This is a genomic window from Mycobacterium kansasii ATCC 12478 (genome assembly GCF_000157895.3).
Lineage (GTDB): Bacteria > Actinomycetota > Actinomycetes > Mycobacteriales > Mycobacteriaceae > Mycobacterium > Mycobacterium kansasii.
This window is the reverse complement of the sequence record NC_022663.1, coordinates 4,329,135-4,346,286: the sequence shown is the minus strand read 5'-3', so window position 1 is coordinate 4,346,286 and position 17,152 is coordinate 4,329,135. Positions and strand designations below refer to the sequence as shown.

19 protein-coding genes are annotated in these 17,152 nt (G+C 66.5%); 6 read left to right on the top strand and 13 right to left on the bottom strand.

Features of this window, described 5'->3' with window-relative positions; all coding sequences use genetic code 11:
* Window positions 1–41 precede the first annotated feature (41 nt).
* The 9 genes from MKAN_RS19000 to secY all read right to left on the bottom strand — a co-directional run bounded on the left by MKAN_RS19000 (window position 42) and on the right by secY (window position 8,601).
* The gene (locus MKAN_RS19000; protein WP_023371020.1) at window positions 42–1,049 is read right to left on the bottom strand and encodes a pyridoxal phosphate-dependent aminotransferase; all 1,008 of its coding nucleotides are present in this window, start codon (window positions 1,047–1,049) and stop codon (window positions 42–44) included.
* Window positions 1,049–2,068, bottom strand: a complete 1,020-nt coding sequence (locus tag MKAN_RS18995) for a 3-oxoacyl-ACP synthase III family protein (protein ID WP_036444145.1) — start codon at window positions 2,066–2,068, stop codon at window positions 1,049–1,051. Before MKAN_RS18995 ends, MKAN_RS19000 begins: the two co-directional genes overlap by 1 nt.
* Before the next feature lie 5 nt (window positions 2,069–2,073).
* A complete protein-coding gene (locus MKAN_RS18990; protein ID WP_023371016.1) occupies window positions 2,074–2,739 on the bottom strand; it encodes a hypothetical protein in 666 nt (221 codons plus the stop codon).
* Entirely contained in the window at window positions 2,720–4,429 is a 1,710-nt protein-coding gene (locus tag MKAN_RS18985; protein WP_036444132.1) for a thiamine pyrophosphate-binding protein, read from the bottom strand. Before MKAN_RS18985 ends, MKAN_RS18990 begins: the two co-directional genes overlap by 20 nt.
* A 51-nt stretch (window positions 4,430–4,480) precedes the next feature.
* Entirely contained in the window at window positions 4,481–5,245 is a 765-nt protein-coding gene (locus tag MKAN_RS18980) for an anti-sigma factor family protein (protein WP_103797758.1), read from the bottom strand.
* A gap of 87 nt (window positions 5,246–5,332) precedes the next feature.
* Window positions 5,333–5,878: a sigma-70 family RNA polymerase sigma factor gene (locus tag MKAN_RS18975; protein ID WP_023371010.1), complete on the bottom strand. Its 546-nt coding sequence runs from the start codon at window positions 5,876–5,878 to the stop codon at window positions 5,333–5,335.
* Between the two features lie 52 nt (window positions 5,879–5,930).
* Window positions 5,931–6,731 carry a type I methionyl aminopeptidase gene (map, locus tag MKAN_RS18970; protein ID WP_023371008.1) on the bottom strand — a complete coding sequence of 267 codons (801 nt, stop codon included), beginning with the start codon at window positions 6,729–6,731 and terminating at the stop codon, window positions 5,931–5,933.
* Window positions 6,732–6,733: 2 nt separating this feature from the next.
* Window positions 6,734–7,279: an adenylate kinase gene (locus MKAN_RS18965; protein WP_023371006.1), complete on the bottom strand. Its 546-nt coding sequence runs from the start codon at window positions 7,277–7,279 to the stop codon at window positions 6,734–6,736.
* Window positions 7,276–8,601, bottom strand: coding sequence for a preprotein translocase subunit SecY (gene secY / locus MKAN_RS18960; protein ID WP_023371004.1), 1,326 nt, complete (start codon window positions 8,599–8,601; stop codon window positions 7,276–7,278). Before secY ends, MKAN_RS18965 begins: the two co-directional genes overlap by 4 nt.
* Window positions 8,602–8,834: 233 nt before the next feature.
* Here secY and MKAN_RS18955 point away from each other — a divergent pair, with 233 nt between their 5' ends.
* Window positions 8,835–9,773, top strand: a complete 939-nt coding sequence (locus MKAN_RS18955) for an SAM-dependent methyltransferase (RefSeq protein WP_036391509.1) — start codon at window positions 8,835–8,837, stop codon at window positions 9,771–9,773.
* Here the strand turns inward: MKAN_RS18955 and MKAN_RS18950 are convergent.
* Window positions 9,746–11,053, bottom strand: a complete 1,308-nt coding sequence (locus tag MKAN_RS18950; RefSeq protein ID WP_023371000.1) for a cytochrome P450 — start codon at window positions 11,051–11,053, stop codon at window positions 9,746–9,748. The two genes, MKAN_RS18955 and MKAN_RS18950, sit on opposite strands and share 28 nt — an antisense overlap.
* A gap of 122 nt (window positions 11,054–11,175) precedes the next feature.
* On the opposite strand from MKAN_RS18950, the gene MKAN_RS30645 reads away from it, so the two are divergent.
* Window positions 11,176–11,340, top strand: coding sequence for a hypothetical protein (locus MKAN_RS30645; RefSeq protein WP_023370998.1), 165 nt, complete (start codon window positions 11,176–11,178; stop codon window positions 11,338–11,340).
* An 83-nt stretch (window positions 11,341–11,423) separates the two neighbouring features.
* Here MKAN_RS30645 and MKAN_RS30640 read toward each other — a convergent pair whose 3' ends face one another.
* A complete protein-coding gene (locus MKAN_RS30640) occupies window positions 11,424–11,651 on the bottom strand; it encodes a hypothetical protein (protein WP_139800335.1) in 228 nt (75 codons plus the stop codon).
* A gap of 18 nt (window positions 11,652–11,669) precedes the next feature.
* Here MKAN_RS30640 and MKAN_RS18945 point away from each other — a divergent pair, with 18 nt between their 5' ends.
* Together MKAN_RS18945 and MKAN_RS18940 are read left to right on the top strand one after the other, a co-directional pair.
* On the top strand, window positions 11,670–12,494 hold the full coding sequence (locus MKAN_RS18945; RefSeq protein ID WP_139800334.1) for a 2,5-dihydroxypyridine 5,6-dioxygenase NicX family protein: 825 nt from the start codon (window positions 11,670–11,672) through the stop codon (window positions 12,492–12,494).
* 11 nt (window positions 12,495–12,505) lie between these two features.
* A complete protein-coding gene (locus MKAN_RS18940; RefSeq protein WP_023370994.1) occupies window positions 12,506–13,414 on the top strand; it encodes an SAM-dependent methyltransferase in 909 nt (302 codons plus the stop codon).
* 3 nt (window positions 13,415–13,417) lie between these two features.
* Here MKAN_RS18940 and MKAN_RS18935 read toward each other — a convergent pair whose 3' ends face one another.
* Both MKAN_RS18935 and MKAN_RS18930 read right to left on the bottom strand, forming a co-directional pair.
* Window positions 13,418–14,083, bottom strand: coding sequence for a GNAT family N-acetyltransferase (locus MKAN_RS18935; protein ID WP_036391505.1), 666 nt, complete (start codon window positions 14,081–14,083; stop codon window positions 13,418–13,420).
* A 41-nt stretch (window positions 14,084–14,124) separates the two neighbouring features.
* The gene (locus MKAN_RS18930) at window positions 14,125–15,462 is read right to left on the bottom strand and encodes a xylulokinase (protein ID WP_036390929.1); all 1,338 of its coding nucleotides are present in this window, start codon (window positions 15,460–15,462) and stop codon (window positions 14,125–14,127) included.
* Between the two features lie 30 nt (window positions 15,463–15,492).
* Here MKAN_RS18930 and MKAN_RS18925 point away from each other — a divergent pair, with 30 nt between their 5' ends.
* Entirely contained in the window at window positions 15,493–16,482 is a 990-nt protein-coding gene (locus tag MKAN_RS18925; RefSeq protein ID WP_023370988.1) for an NAD(P)-dependent oxidoreductase, read from the top strand.
* A complete protein-coding gene (locus tag MKAN_RS18920; protein ID WP_023370986.1) occupies window positions 16,479–17,150 on the top strand; it encodes an L-fuculose-phosphate aldolase in 672 nt (223 codons plus the stop codon). Before MKAN_RS18925 ends, MKAN_RS18920 begins: the two co-directional genes overlap by 4 nt.
* Window positions 17,151–17,152: the final 2 nt, after the last annotated feature.

The following is a 17,152-nucleotide window of genomic DNA, read 5'->3' as shown; positions in this document are numbered from 1 at the left end:
TCTTACCGCACTGGCGGGGCCATCGGGTCAACACACGAGGTTCACGCCGCAGATTTTCCGACCGCGCGCAACACCGCCAGAGTTGACGCGCGGCTGCCCACGGTTATCCGCGCACCGCCGTCCGGGTACAGCCGGACCTGCAGGCCGGCCCGGGTGAAAACTTCATCCCATCGCCGACCCCTCGACGGCAGGTACATGAAGTTGGCGTGCGCGTCGGTGGTGAATATACCCATCGCGCTCAATTGCTGCTGAAGATAGCGCCGTTCGGCCGTGATCAGCCGAACCCGGTGCGCCAGCTGGTCTTCGGCCTCATAGGAAGCGGCGACCGCCAGCAAGCCGGTGCCGGCCATGCCGAACGGAAGCTGCTGAGCCCACATCGCTGCGGCCAGCTCCGCCGCGGCCAGGCCGTAACCGATCCGCAGCCCGGCCAGCCCGTAGGCCTTGGAAAAGGTCCGCACCACCAGCACATTGGGGAACCGAGCAAGCAACGCCGAAGCGTCGGTTCGATGCTTCGGCGCGGCGAATTCTACGTACGCCTCGTCGAGCAGCACCACGGTGTCAGGGGGCACCCGGCTCAGGAACCGCAGCACCGCCGGCACCGGCTCCAGCGTGCCGGTCGGATTGTGCGGCCGGCAAAGCACCACCACTCGGGCGTCGTCGGCGGCGTCGGCCAGCGCGCCCAGATCGTGATGGCCGTAGTCGTCGAGGGGGACGGTCACCACGGTCAGTCCCGCCAGTTGCGCGACGATCGGATATCCGTCGAAGGTCGGCGCGGCCATCGCGATTGCATCGCCGGGCACGGTCACCGCGCGGAGGGCCTGCATCACCACGCCGGTCGCACCGGCACCGAGCACCACCTGGTCGACGGGCATGCCGATGTGGGCGGCAATCAATTCGCGCAGGCGCTGCGGCAGAAACTCCGGATACCGGTTCACCGCGTCTATCGAGCGAATCAGCGCCGCGCGCACCGCCGGCAGCGGTGGGAACGGATTCTCGTTGAGCGACAACGCACACGGGTCGATCGCATTCGGGCTCGCGACGGTGAGCATCAGGGCCGCCCGCCCCAGCGCATCGCCGCCGCCCCGGCGAAATCGCCGGCGTGGGCGAACCCGGCCATCATAACCATCGCGCCGGCGGTCACCCGCCCGGTCGTGATCGCCCGATCCAGGTTGACCGGAATCCCGGCGCCGAACAGGTTTCCGCACGCGTCGAAGGTGTCGAAGTGCCGTTCGGCAGCAAGTTCGAGTGCTTCGCGCCAGTTGCGCAGGAACACCCGGTTGGGCTGATTGGTGACCAGTAGATCGATGTCCTTGGCGGGCAGGTTGATTCGATCGCACACGGCCAGCGCCACCTCCGGAACCTGCCGGTTGCCGCGGGCCAGCACCTTGGTGATCTTGCTCTCGGTGAACCCGATACAGAGCTCGCCGGTTCCGGGCTGCCACCACTTGCGCGGCGGATCGGGGGCAAGCGTCATCTCGCCGGCGTACTCGCCGTAGGTGCGGCATTCGACCCCCAGAATGGGGGAGCGGTCCGACAGCGCGACCAAGCCCACCGCAGCCCCGTCGCCGGGCACCGCCGCCTGTGACTTGCGGCGGACTCCGGGTTGATCGAATACCTGGCCGGCGGCATTCTGCGCAATCGCGATCAGCGCCGTGCGCCCCGCACCGGAAGTCAACAGTTGGCGAGCCACGTTGAGCGCCAACACAAATGCTGCGCACCCACCGTTGTGCAAGTCCAGCACCCACGACGGTCGCATGCCCAGGCGGTGCGCAATGCCGCCGCCGGCACCGTAGAACGGCACATCCGGCGCCTGAGTATGGGTGATCAGTATGTCGACGGTCTCGATCACGTCCTCGCCGTGGCGTTCGATCAACCCCTGCGCCGCACGCTCCACCATGTCGACCGCGGTCTCGTCCGGGGCGACATGATGGCGAAACGCCGGCGCACGAAACATCACGCTGTCGCGCAGGTCGTCGGATTCGGCGAACTGCGCGTAGTAGTCCGCGCCGATCGGCTCGCCGGGCAGATAGCTGGAAACGTCGATGAGACTGACGGGTTGGCCCACCATGTATTTCACCTCATCCAGACGGGCACGACGGGTAAGCCGTTGCGGTGCCGGTATTCCGCGATGGCCTTGAGGTTCTTCAGTTCCAGCAGGTGGCCTGCGGCGAACATATCCCAGAAATCCCCCACCCAAACCGGGCGGTCGGCCGGCGCGGTCTCCGGGTAGGGGTTGTGGTCGTAGAATGGGTGGTGGCAATTCGTCCACAGCACAACAGAACCCGGGCGGTCCAGCACCACCTGCGCGTCGACGACGCGCATCAGGTAGACCATCCACAGGTGCTTGCCCTGATCCCAGGCGCAGTGGTAGTCCACCGTCCGGGCCTGCTCGTTGGCTATAGTGCGGGTGTAGATCTTGGTCTGCGAACCGAGCCGATCGTAGGCCAGCCACAGGCCCGGCTCGTCGGTCGGTGTGAAGCCACGCAGGCTGTACGTCCACTCCTCGAGGCTGCGGGTGTCGGCCATATAGGCGAACAGCTCGTCGGGGGGACAATCGATGAAATCGTTGACGGTACAGTACTGCCCGAAAACCTGATCATGCGGATACACCGATCGCATCATCTCCATGATGATCGGGGTGGCCTTCTCTCGCGGGCTGGTTTCGATACGGATCAGCCCGTCGATGGGTGCCACTGTGCCGGTATGAGTGAAGACATCGTCAAGCGCTGGCAGCGACATCGGTTCGGTACTCCTCTGCGATAGGTGTAACGAGAAACGGTGCGAACGGCGGAATTTCGCCGGCAGCGCATTCGACGCTGACCACCGCCGGCCCGTCGAGGCCGACGGCGGCGCGCATCGCCGTCGCGAAGTGCTCGACGTCGGCGACGTCGACGGACGTCAGGCCCGGAAACATCTCCGCCAGGCCAGATCCCAGCCGGCTGCAGCGAAATCTGTTGTAGCTATATAGATCTCCATAAAATAGCTGCTCGCGGGTCACACACATGGCATGGGCGTTGTTGTTGAACAGCACGAACGTCACCGGAAGCCGGTACTGAACGGCGGTGTGCACCTCCATGCCGTGCATGAAAAACGCTCCGTCCCCGGCGATCACCACGGTGCGCCCCGCAGGCCGTCCACTGTTGGCGCGGCCCAAGGCCATTCCGATGCCGGCCCCGAAGCTGTAGCCCATGCCGCCCATGCCGAGCGCGACAGCGAACCTGCCGCCCCGGCGGGCACCCAGGTAGTGGATCGCGGCCGCCCCGGTGTTGCCGGCGTCGACCACGATGTCGGTGCCGTCGGGCAGCGCATCGTTGAGCACGGCCATGGCATCGCGGTACCGCACGCCCGGACCCGTCCAGGGCGGGGGCCGCAGCTCGGTGCGCTGCACCATGTCGGGCACCCGCAGGCCGGTAGGCCGCCCGGATCCCGAGAGCGCCTGGGTGAGGATGCGCAGCGAGCCGCGCAGGTCGTCGGTGTGCACGTGGGTGCACGGAAGGTACGGCGGCGCTGAGCCGATCGACACCGTTCGCACCGCGGCCAGCGCTTCTTCCAGGCCGGCGCGGGCGGTGACGGGCAAGCGGGTGCCGACGACGAGGCACACCGCGCTGCCGGCCACCGCGTCGGCCACGTTCGGGTGGCCCATGACTCCCGTCACCCCCAGCGCCGACGAGGATCCGAGCCCCGGTATCCCCGTGACATCCTTGGCCTCCGGCACGGTCGCCACGCGCGCCCGCAACACCGCTCGCAGCTGTTCGAGCTCCGGGCGGCAGTCGTCGCGCGCGACCTGCTCGCCGACGATCATCGTGACCGGGCCGTTCGCCCGGCGCAGAATCCGCGTTATGGGATGCGGGTTACCGATGGGCCGAACCTCCCCCGGCGACCCCTTGCGCTCCTCGATCTCCACGCATCCCTGCTGAATGTCCTTGGGCAGCAACAACACAGCCGGACCGCCGGTGCGCGCCGCGGCAATAGCACGCGGCAGGGCCGAGGCAATCTCGGCCGGCGCCAGCACCCGCTGACACGATAGCGACACCGCGGAGAACACCGCTTCGGCATCCAGCGATCCGTTGCGCCCGCTGGTGTCCTGAAAGGCGCCCCGGCCGTCCAGGGCCGTGGCGGATTGACCGACCAGGGCAAGCACCGGTACCCGGCTTGCCAGCGCCTCCCCCAATCCCGCGACGAGATTGAGGGCGCCGCCGCCGGAAGTCGCCGCCACCACACCTAATCCGCATCCACTGCGGCTGTACCCGTCAGCCATTGCGGCGGCGGAGAATTCGTGCTTGGCCAGGATGGCGCACAGCGACGGGTGGAAATGCGCGGCGTCGTAGAGATCTTCGATGTTGGCTCCGTCCACACCGAAGACGTGGTCGACTCCGATTGCCGCGAGGTGGTTCACGATGTGGTCGACCACCCGGTGCTTCCTGGGCATGTCGGTAACACGACCCGCGGCGAACTTCAGTTCACCGCGGGCCGGGCGAATTCAGAGCGAACGCTGCAGCAGCACTTGGCCGGTATCGGCGGAAACCACTTGCACGGCGGCGATCCGATCAACCGGCGTCGAGATGCTGCCGGCCGGTGTCGCGGTGTGGCCGGGTTCGGCCACCCACGTCGCCAGGCGGGTTTGGCTGCCGTCACGACCCACCACCACCATCGCCAGCGTGTCGTGGTGCGCATCCGGCGGAGCCAGGCAAACACACCGCAGGTTGATGAACGTCCCCCAGTGCTCGGGGTGCAGCGACACCGTCGAAGCCAGCAGGGTGGTCCCGACCTGTGCCATCGGCTGCGCCGACACGGCCGGCGGCTCCGGTGATCCAGAATAGCCCTGGACACCAACCAGTACAGCAATTCCCAACACCACGGCTGCGGCGGCCGATGCTACCCACGTCGTCAGCCGGGCGCGGCGACGGCGCCAGCGCACCGTTGCCAGCAACGACGGCAACAACTGCGGCGAGAGCTGCGGCGCAGCCGGCGGACCACCCGCGGCGGGGCCGGACTCGTTCATCGCCGCCACCTCGTCGCGGGCCAGCTGCGAAAGCAATGCGGGCACACCGGAGAGTTCGGCGACGGCCTGGCGGCAGGCGGGACACCCGCTCATGTGCTCTTCGTATTCGCGGCGATCGGTCGCCGACAGCGACCCCAATACGTAAGCGGCGTCCCACATTCCATAGGGGTGGTTGTGACCGGTCGTCAGGTCATAGCCCTCGTTGTCACCGGGCGGGCCAAGCCCCCTAAGCGACGTGACCATGTCATCCATCTCCTGTCACCCCCAAGTATTCGGAACGGACGGCCGCCCGGATGGGTCCGTGAACAGTCCCTCGATTCAGTCCTGCCGTCATCGCGTCACCCCAAGTTCCTGCAGGCCGAGCCGCAGCGCCCGCACCGCGTAGTGCAGTCGCGACTTGACGGTGCCTTCGGCGATTCCGAGGTCGCCGGCAATCTGCGCGGTGGTCCATCCACGATAGTAGGACCGCTCGATCACGGCCCGGTGCTCGTCGGAGAGGTGAGCCATGGCCTCGGCGATCAGCAACCGGTCCAGCGCCGCGTTCACCTCGTCGGGCACGGACTGCTCGGGCGCGCCCGATTCGTCGGTGGAGCCGACGACATTGCGTGACCGTGCGCTGCGCCGATCGTCGATGATCATGTTGCGCGCGACGGTGAACAACCACGCGCGCGCCGACCGCTCGGTATCACCTATCACTTCCGGATGCTGCCATGCCCGCAGCAAGGTCTCCTGAACGACGTCCTCGGCCTGGCTCGCGTCGCCGGTCAACCGCAGCGCATAACGCCACAAGACAGCGGCATGCTCGTCGTAGAGCGCCTTCATCAGCGCGGCCTCAGTCGCCCCGGACGCCGCCCGAGTGCCGGCCACCCGACCCACTCGATCACCTCCCGCTTCTGACACGAGTCGAGTAGGTGTTTGGTTCAGCCGCTTAACCAAAGGTCAGGATTCGGGGCCCGTCCTCGGTTACCGCAACTGTGTGCTCCCAGTGTGCCGCACGCGATCCGTCGGCAGTAGTGACTGTCCAGTTGTCGTCGAGCACCACGGTTCTGCCGGTGCCAAGGGTCAACATTGGTTCGATGGCCAGCACCGAGCCCGCGACCAGCACCGGTCCGCGCCCGGGAGCGCCCTCGTTGGGCAAGAACGGATCCAGGTGCATCTGCCGGCCGATCCCGTGGCCGCCGTACCCGTCGACGATTCCGAACGAACGGCCGTAGCGGGTTTCGGCGGTGCGGGTGCCCCGCTCGATGGCATGCGAGACGTCGGTCAGCCGATTACCGACCATCATCGCCTTGATTCCGGCTTCCAGTGATTCCCGGGTCGCTTCCGACAGGGCTTCGTCGGCCGGACTGAGCGGTCCGACCCCGAAGGTTATTGCCGCGTCGCCGTGCCAGCCGTCCAGGACCGCGCCGCAGTCGACCGAAACCAGGTCGCCGGCGGCCAGGATTTCGGCGCCGGAGGGAATGCCGTGGACCACCCGGTCATTGACCGAAACGCAGATCGACGCCGGATAGCCGTGATAGCCCAGGAACGACGGGGTAGCGCCGGCTTCGCGGATCACCGTCTCGGCGATGTCGTCGAGGGTCCGGCTGGACACCCCGGCGTCCGCCGCGGCGCGGACGGCCCGCAGGGCCGCAGCCACCACAGCGCCCGCCGCGGCCATCGCGTCAAGCTCGCCGGCAGTGCGTTGTGGCACGACTTTGCGGCCCCGCAACCGTGCCAGGGCACGCATGACTACTTCCCCAAAGCCTGCAACGCGCGAGCGAACACTTCGTCCATGGTGCCAACCGCGTCGACGGTCTTCAGTTGGCTGCTGTAGTACTCCAGCAGCGGCGCGGTCTCGTCGCGGTAAACCTTCATCCGGTTGAGGATCACGTCGTCGGTGTCGTCGGCGCGGCCACGGCCTTTGAGCCGCTCCAGCAACACCCCCTCCGACACCCGGAACTCCAGCACGGCATCGATGTCGGTGCCCCGGCGTTCGAGCATCTCGTGCAGGGCCTTGGCCTGTTCCACCGACCGTGGATATCCGTCCAGAATGAATCCGTTGGCCGCGTCGGGGTTGTTCAATCGATCGTCGACGAGTTCGTTGGTCAGATCGGACGGCACCAGGTCACCGGCGCTCAGGTACCGCTTGGCCTCGATGCCCAGCTTGGTGCCGTCTTCGATGTTTCGCCGGAACAGCTCGCCGGTGGAGATCTGCGGGATCCCCAGCTTCTCGGCCAGCTTTTGGGCTTGCGTCCCCTTGCCCGCCCCGGGCGGTCCCAGCAAAACGACTCTCACTTGAGGAACCCTTCGTAGTTGCGCTGCATGAGCTGACTCTCGATCTGTTTGACGGTATCCAAACCGACACCGATCATGATCAGGACCGCGGTACCCCCGAAGGGTAGGTTCTGAACTCCGCCACTGGCGCCGATCTGGAGGAACAGATTGGGCAACACCGCGATCACGCCGAGGTAGATCGAACCCGGCAGGGTAATCCGGCTCAGCACATAACGCAGGTAATCAGCGGTCGGGCGGCCCGGACGAATGCCTGGAATGAAGCCGCCGAACTTTTTCATCTCATCGGCACGCTCGTCGGGATTGAACGTGATCGAAACATAGAAATAGGTGAAGAAGATGATCAGGCCGAAGTAGATGGCGATATAGCCCAGGTTGCTGGGGTCGGACAGGTAGGTGGCGACAAACTTGTCCCACCAGCCGCGGCCGAGACCTCCGGTGCCACTCCGGACCAGCTGGGTGATCAAGTGCGGAATGTAGATCAGTGACGAAGCGAAGATCACCGGGATGACGCCGGCCTGGTTCACCTTGAGCGGGAGATACGTCGACGTTCCTCCGTACATCCGCCGGCCCACCATCCGTTTGGCGTATTGCACCGGGATGCGGCGCTGGCCCTGCTCGACGAAAACCACGCCGACGATGATGATCAGCGTGGCCACGCAGACCGCGGCGAAGACCGCGCCGCCGCGGCTTTCCAGGATGTCATGTCCTTCGGGATAAATGCGGGCGGCAATGCCGACGAAGATCAGCAGCGACATGCCGTTGCCGATGCCGCGTTCGGTGACCAACTCGCCCATCCACATCACCAGCGCAGCGCCACTAGTCATCACCAGCACGATGACGACCAGAGTGAAAATGCTGTCGTCGGCGATGATTTTCTCGCGGCAGCCTTGCAGCAGCTGGTCGTTGGCAGCCAGCGCCACGATGCTGGTGGCCTGCAGAATCGCCAGCGCGATCGCCAGATAACGGGTGTACTGCGTCATCTTGGCCTGACCGGACTGGCCTTCCTTACGCAGTTCCTCAAATCTGGGAATGACGACGGTCAGCAGCTGCACGATGATGCTGGCCGTGATGTACGGCATCACCCCGACTGCGAACACCGTGAGCTTGAGCAGCGCACCGCCGGAGAACAGGTTGATCAGCGAGTAGATCTGGCCGGCTTCGCCGCTGCTGGCCTGTTTGATGCACTGCTGCACGTGCGGGAAGTCGACGCCCGGAGACGGCAGCGAGGCGCCGACCCGATACAGCACCACAATGCCCAGCGTGAAGAGGATCTTCCGTCTCAGGTCGACTGTTCGCAGCGATGAGATGAAAGCCGAAAGCACTCTTCCTCCTGCGCAGCGGGGGTCATCCTGCATTACGCGCCCAACACTCGCATGCCAGGACGTACGGCCGCATTATCTACAGCGCGTCAAACCGTTACGAGATTAACAGCTGATGTGGGCGGGACTTGCCAGGGTGGCCGTGGCAGCGGCGGGTGGGGCGTACAGTCTTGATAGTTCGTTACATTAGCTAAATATCAAGGCTCGGGCGGCGGAGGGCAGAACTGATGACGCAAGTGGGTAGCGCGCGCTTCGAAGGGGACACCTGGGATCTGGCTTCCAGCGTGGGTTTGACGGCCACCATGGTGGCGGCCGCACGCGCAGTCGCCTGCCGGGACGTCGACGGCGCCGGGGTCATTGCCTGCGACCACTTCGCCGAGCCGCTGGTCAAGGCGGTGGGCGTGGACTTCTTCAGTCGCGTCGCCAGAGGCGAACTGAGTACCGCCGGCCCCGATGACGACACGGCCGACGGCATCCGGCACTTCGCCAACGCTATGGCCGTGCGCACCAGGTTCTTCGACGACTACTTCACCGACGCAACCCGGGCCGGTATCCGCCAGGCCGTCATCCTGGCATCCGGTCTGGATTCCCGCGCCTACCGGCTGCCCTGGCCGGCCGGTACCACCGTGTTCGAAGTCGACCAGCCGCGGGTGATCGAGTTCAAGACCGCGACCCTGGCCGGCCTGGGTGCGCAGCCGACGGCCGATCGGCGCCCGGTAGCGGTCGACTTGCGTGACGACTGGCCGGCGGCATTGCGCGAAGCCGGCTTCGATCCGGCGCAGCCAACCGCCTGGTCCGCAGAAGGGCTGCTGGGTTACCTGCCGGCGCAGGCCCAGGACCGGCTGCTGGACCAGGTGACCGCCCACAGCGCACCGGGCAGCCGGTTCGCCACCGAGGGTCTGCTCGATGTCAACGATCTCAACCGAGAAGAGCTGCGACGGCGCATGCAACGGCAGAACGAGCGGTGGAATCGCCACGGCTTCGATCTCGACATGGCGGCTTTGATGTATTTCGACGGCCGCACCGACGCGGGCACGTATCTGGGTGCCCTTGGTTGGCGGATCGCCGGGGTGAGCAACACCGACCTGTTCGCCCGACACGGACTGCCGCCCGTCGACGGCGACGACGCACCCTTCGGCGAGGTGGTCTACATCTCGGCCGAATTCGGGGGCTGAGGCAAAGCCGGCGCGAACTCGAGGTGCAAGCCGGTCAACGCGCGCAGGGTGTACGCCGCCTCATAGCTGAAACGCCGGTCATCAGCCGCACCATGCTCGGCGGAGCTGAGCCGGATTTCGGTTAACCGGTCCAGGATGCATTCGATCGAAACGCGGGCCTCGGCCCGGGCCAGCGACGCGCCAGGACACGAATGTGCACCGCGACCGAACGCCATATGGTCGCGGGCGTTGCTTCGGTCCATGCGAAACTCGTTGGGCGCAACGAATTTTCGGGGATCACGGTTGATTGCGCCGGGACAGAGCATCACGATGGCGCCGGCCGGGATCACGACATCACCCACCCGGGTGGTCTTGCGGGCCAGCCGGAAGTCGCTTTTTACCGGGCTTTCCATGCGCAGGACCTCCTCGATGAACCGCGGGATCGCGCTGCGGTCGGCTCGCAGTTGCTTCGCCAGGCCGGGACGCTCGGCCAGCAGCCGAACCGACCAGCTCAGCATGAACGCGGTAGCTCCCCGTCCGGCGGTGAAGAGCAGGGTGGCGCTCCTGGCGATGTCGGCGACCTCGGGCGTCGTCCCGTCGGGATAGCGCGCGGTGGCCAGTTGCGTCAGCACATCCGCGCGGGGTTCGCGTCGCCGCTCCACCAGATAGCCGATGAATATGTCGTCCAGCCAGCGCAGCGGTTCCTCCGGTAGCGGCGCATGGTCCAGCGCACCGACGGGTACCGGCGGCCGCGGCACATCGAATAGCCGGCGGTCCTGGCCGGGCACACCGAGCAGGTCCGCAATCACCCCGAACGAGAAGGGCTTTGCATATTCGGACACGAACTCGCAGCGGCCGGCGGCGACGAATTGGTCGATGAGCTCACCGGCGAGGCGCCGCATCGACTCCGCTGCACAGGCGAGACGCTCGGCGGTGAGCAGCCGACCGAGCAGCGCCCGCGCCCGGGGGTGTCGGGGCGGGTCCATCGTGGTCAGGTAGTTGCTCATCGGCATCCGATGGCGGTGCCGTTCGATCTGCTCACCGATGTCGTCGCCTCGCGGTTCGAACGGCAGCGGCGGAAACGGTCCGCCAACGGCGACGAGCGAAGAGAAATTGCCGGAGTCCCGGTAGACGGCAGCGCCCTCCGGATAGCCGGTAATCGCCATCACCTGGTGGGGCGGCAGGCGCAAAACGGGGCTTTTCGACCTGAGGTGGTCGAAGTAGGGATAAGGGTTCGGCAGCAGCGACTCGTCGCTGAAAAAGTCGACCGAGTCGTAAGCATCGGCGTGAATGCGCACCATCGCCTCGTACCGTAAATGCTCAATGGCTTCCAGCCTAGAGACGCGGGCTGCAGCGGTCGCACATGGCCGTCACGAGTGCTAACGTCAAGCACGCGCCGGTCACAAGAAAAGGGGTTTCGTCAATGTCCAACGTCGTTATCGCCACCAGTGCAGAACTGACCTCGACCGAATTATCTCCCGCTGACTTGAAGGCCCTGCGCGACGTCAACGAGAAAATTGCCATCGCCCGCACCGACCCGACACGGATCGCCGACGACGCCTGGCTCTGCCCCAACGCCGTCGTCTGAGTCCCGAATTTCGCGCTCCCCGCGCCCGCTCGGGATAGGGGCGCGGGGAGATCTGTGTTCGCACACGTCCGACCGATGGGGAGTCATTGATGGGTGCTGGAACTCGGTCCACCGATTCGTCCGTAATCGACGGCATGGACACGCTCTGCGCCAGCTATCTCGAGTTGCAACCCGATGATCGGGTGCTCGTACTCTACTCCGACGAATTGCACGGCGACGATGACCAGCGCTTGCTCGAAACGCTGCGCCAACGCATCCGGGAGGGTTCGGCCGATGTCCGGGTTGAGCCCGCTGACCGCTTCGACGGACACCGGGTCGGCGCCTTCGAGGTGCTGCTGCTGGTCAGCATGGTGTCCAGCATCCATCGCGCCGCCGTACTCCAGTACCTGCAAGCGACCGAAAAACCGAAACATACCCGCATCTTTCGGCTATTCAACTTCTCCCCCGCGTTGTTCTCCTTGCCGCTGGCCGTCGACCGCGCATCCCTTGACTCCTTGAACAATTCGGTGATCGCGGCCGCCAAGCGGACGCACGACATTCGCGTCACCAATCCGGCCGGGACAGACGTCTATATCCGGCCATTGCCGGATGGCGGCTGGACAAATAGCTGCGGCTATTTCAACGGCCGGTTCCCGGCCATCCTGCCGCCCGGCGAGGTCAATACGTATACACCCCATGTGACCGGAATCGTGGTGGTCGACGGAGCGATAAACTCGAGCTTCGGTTTTCCCGGCGATCCCAGACTCGCCCGCAACCCCGTCACGCTGGAGATTACGGACTCGGTCGTGCAAAAAGCCGGATGTTCGGATCCGGTGGTATCGGGCGTTCTGAGCAATTTCTTCGAAGTCGAAAACGCCGACAGGGTAGGCGAAGTCGGCTTCGGCACAAACGAAGGCATTACCGACTGGGTCGGTTTTCTGTCGCACATCAATGAGCGACACCCGGGTTTGCACCTCGGGCTGGGTACTCCGACCCAGCCGAGAACAAAGGTCGGCTGGACCGCGCCGCTACACCTCGACATGATCCTCGACGGATGCAGCATCTGGTTCGACGAGGTGCTCGTCTTCTCCGACGGCCGGTGGGACCGCGTCGCACTGGACTCTCAGAGCCAGGGGCACACTGTAGGGGAAGTCCTTCACATCGACGCGGTCTGAAACTGAAACACATGGCAATCGACTCATCCCGATCCCCCGGCGACAGCTGGGATTTGGCATCCAGCGTCGGCGCCACGGCGACGATGGTCGCCGCCGCCCGCGCGTTGGCGTCCACGGCGGCCGACCCGATCGTCGACGACCCGTTCGCCGCACCGCTGGTGCGCGCGGTCGGCCTCGACTTCTTCGCTCGCCTGGTCGACGGCGACATACCCCGTGACGAGGAAGCCGACCGCGAATTGCAGGTCATCACGGAGTCGATCGCGGTGCGCACCCGGTTCTTCGACGAATACTTCGGCGATGCCGCCCGCGACGGGCTTCGCCAATACGTCATTTTGGCCGCCGGCCTTGACGCCCGGGCCTATCGGTTGTCCTGGCCGGGTGACAGCGTGGTCTACGAAGTCGATCAGCCTGCGGTTGTCGAGTTCAAGAGCAGCACCATGTCTGAGCTGGGCGCCGTCCCCGCGGCGCGGCGCCGAACGGTCAGCATCGACCTACGCGACGACTGGCCGAATGCGTTGCGCCACAGTGGTTTTGACACCGCGCAACCGACCGCCTGGAGCGCGGAGGGCTTGCTGATGTACCTGCCGCCCGACGCCCAGGACCGCCTGTTCGACAACATCACCGAGCTGAGCGCGCCCGGAAGCAGGCTGGCCACCGAGTACCATCCCGATACCGGATCGACGATGGCCCAGCGTGCCCAGGAGTTCAACCAGCGGTGGGCCACATTGGGTTGCGATATCGACCTGTCGGGACTGTTCTACGACGGCGAGCGCAGCAACGTCGTGGAGTACCTGACCGGCCGGGGCTGGCAGGTGGGCACCCGGCCACGCCGGGAGTTGTTCACCGATTACGGGCGCGTGCTACCCGATGACGACATGTCGCAGCTCGGCAACATCGTTGCCGTCACCGCAACGCTCTAACCACTAGGCCGGATGGGCCGCAGGCGCGCGGACGACCATGGGAACGGCCGGGAACGCCCATGCCATCTCCGAGCGCGACTTGCGCAGTGCCGCCGTGCCGTAACCCTTCTTACGGTGCTCGGGCCGTATCCAGATCCGGACGTTCACCTCGCCGTGCAGAAGCTCGCCGAACACCATGCCGACCTTCTCTCCGGAATCGACGGCGACAAACCAGGCCGCCTCCTCGTCGTCGACTCGGCAGATCGCGGCCTTGATCTCGTCATCGAGGTTGCCGGCCGGCCCGCCGGACCCGTCGCCGGCCGCACCCATTTCCTCAGTGCGTGCGGCAAAGATGTCACGGTCTTCGTCGGCGGAAAAGGGCCGCAGCTCCAGGCTCTCGCCGAAGCTGGCAGGACGGTCTTTGGCGGCGAAAGTCAGCTGTTTGTTCAGGTCGTCGAGTTCATCCAGGATCTTCTTGCGCGCATCCTGGGTGAGCTGGTCGAAGGACATGCTCATCACTGCTTCGGCGGCCACATGCGAGGTGCCCAGCAGCGTCACGATCGCCTCGACGGCGGCCGCCTTGTTCTGGGCATCGACGATGGCGTCGGCGACCTCGTGCCGACGTTCAAGTGCGGCGAGCAAGGCATCTGCGATCTCGCGGCGGACGGCAGTCTGGTCGTGGTCTGTCATTGCATTAGCGTAGAACGACATACCCGGTGTTGCGCCACCCGTTAGGCCAACTTTGATCCACTGAGCTCCAGGAACCGCCGATAGCGCTCCTTGGTCGGACCGATCCACTCCGGACGGGGTTCCACGACCCGCTCGATCGAGGCCCAGCGGGCGGCGTCGGTGATCGACGACTCCAGACCGGCCGCCATGCGCCCGAGGAACGCCGCGCCCTGGGCAGCTCCCTCGGCCACGCGGGACACCTGCACCGGCCGGCCGGTCGCCTCGGCGATGGCCTGCAGCCAGGGCTGGACGCGGGTGCCGCCACCGGATGCGACGAGCCGCAAGGCCGGCGCCCCGCTCAACTCGATCAGCTGGCGAACGACGAAGCCAGATGCTTCGAAGGCCGCCCGCCGAACCGACGCGGGGTCCTGGGTGAGGTCCAGGCCGTCGAGCAGCGCCCGGCGGTCGGGATCATGGAACGGCGTGCGTTCGCCACGAATGTAAGGCAGCCAGACCGGTACCCGGCGTGGATCGGCCGCAGCCGGATTGCCCGGTGCCACAACGCGATCCACCCAGGCGAGGAACAAGCCCCCGGCATTGCTGGCCCCGCCGATCTGGCTTTTGCCGGCGGCCGTGTGCGGAATGGTCCACAAGCCCGGCACCTGCCGCGGCTCGGCGATGGTCGTCCACACGATCAGCGTGGTGCCACACAGCACCAGCACATCGCCGTCGTGGTCGGCGCCCGCCACGATCTGCTCACACAGGGCGTCGATGGCGCCGGTCCCCAGCACCGCGTCGGTACCGTGCACCTGACCGATCGCCGAGCCGAACGTTTCGACCCGAGGCATCTGCGCGACGCTGGCCCCGCAGTCGGCGCACGCCGCCGGGTTCCAGCCGGACCCGTCGAACAACGGCAAACCCGTGACGGCCGTGGCGAAGTCGATCACCGGCGCACCCGCCAACGCGTAGTTGGCCACCGCCGGCGCCGGCCAGTAGCCGGTCGCGCCGGGTGCTTCGGCGGCCGTCCAGCGCAGGAATTCCGCGGCTTCACCCACCGACGGCAGCGGCTGTTGGGCGGCCCCCGGTACGCGGCCCCTGCTGTCGCCATACAGCAGTCCAGGGGTGACGGGCCGCCCGTCGGAATCGACCGCGGTCAGCGAGGGCACCATCGCCGAAACGGCCACCGCTTTCGCAGCGGCAGGGGCCAGCCGGTCCAGGGCCGCCAACGGCCCCCGCCGCCATGCCTCGTCGGCATCGTGCTCGAGCCGGTCGGGGGCCGGCACCCGCAATTGATGCGGGATCCGCACCCGCGCTTTGACGTTGCCGTTCTCGTCGGCGACCACCGCTTTGACCGCCGTGCTGCCGATGTCGATGCCCATTGTGACGGCTTCACGTGACACGGGCGCCACGGTACGCCAGCATTGGCATACGTGACGTCGCGACCGCGCGCCCTGGTGACGGCCCCGCTGCGAGGACCGGGGCTGGCCAAACTGCAGCACCTGGCCGATGTCGTATACGACCCCTGGATAGACCAGAACCCACTGCGCATCTACAACGCCGAGCAGCTGGCCGAACGGATCACCGTCGAGGCCGCCGATATCGTTGTGGTGGAATCGGATTCGATCAGCGGGCCGGTGTTCGAGCAGAGGTCGCGGCCCCTGATCGCCGTAGCGGCCACCCGCGGGGATCCCAACAACGTCGACATCGCCGGCGCCACCGCGGCCGGCATCCCGGTGCTGAACACCCCGGCCCGCAACGCCGACGCGGTTGCCGAGATGACGGTGGCGCTGCTGCTGACGGTCACCCGCCACGTCCTGACCGCGGATGCAGAGGTGCGTTCCGGCAACGTGTTTCGCGACGGCACGATTCCCTATCAACGATTCCGCGGCTGGGAGATCGCCGGGCTCACCGCGGGACTGGTGGGTCTGGGCGCGGTGGGCCGCGCGCTGCGATGGCGACTCACCGGGCTGGGTTTGCGGGTCATCGCCCACGACCCGTACAGCGACGAAGCCCGCCACGGCCTAGACGAGCTGCTCGCCGAATCCGACGTCGTCTCCCTGCACGCGCCGGTCACCGACGAGACTGCGGGCATGATCGGCGCCGAGCAGTTCGCGGCCATGCGCGACGGCGTCGTCTTCCTCAACACCGCCCGGGCGCAGCTGCACGACATCGTTGCGCTGGTGGATGCCCTGCGCAGCGGCAAGGTGGCCGCCGCCGGGCTCGACCACTTCGCCGGCGAATGGCTGCCGGCCGATCATCCGCTGACGGGCATGCCCAACGTGGTGCTGACGCCGCACATCGGCGGGGCAACGTGGAACACTGAGGCCCGGCAGGCGCAGCTGGTGGCCGACGACCTGGAGGCGCTGCTGTCCGGCAACCGGCCCACCCATATCGTCAACCCGGAGGTGCTCGGCTCATGACATCGGTGACATCCGCGAAGTACGTGGACGATCCGGAGGGCGCGGTGCTGGCGGCGGCCAAGGACATGCTGCGCCGCGGCCTGGTCGAAGGAACGGCGGGCAATATCTCGGCCCGGCGCAGCGACGGCAACATCGTCATCACGCCGTCGTCGGTCGACTACAGCGCGATGGTCCTCGACGACCTGGTCCTCGTCGACCCGGAAGGGGTTGTGCTGCACGCTAAGCCGGGGCGCTCGCCGTCGACGGAGATGAAGCTGCATCTGGCGTGTTACCAGGCGTTCGACGACATCGGCAGCGTCATCCACAGCCATCCGGTGTGGGCGACCATGTTCGCCATCGCCCATCAGCCGATTCCGGCCTGCATCGACGAGTTCGCCGTCTACTGCGGCGGGGACGTTCGCTGCACCGAGTACGCCGCGTCCGGCACCGCCGAGGTCGGGCGCAACGCGGTCCAAGCTTTGCAGGACCGCGCCGCGGCCCTGATCGCCAACCACGGCCTGGTGGCCGTCGGTCCCCGGCCGGACAAGGTCTTGCACGTCACCGCCCTGGTCGAGCGGTCCGCCCAAATCGTCTGGGGCGCACGCGCTCTCGGTGGACCGGTAGCTATCCCCGAGGACGTGAACCGCAACTTCGCCGGTGTCTACGGCTACCTGCGCGCCAATACGTAGCT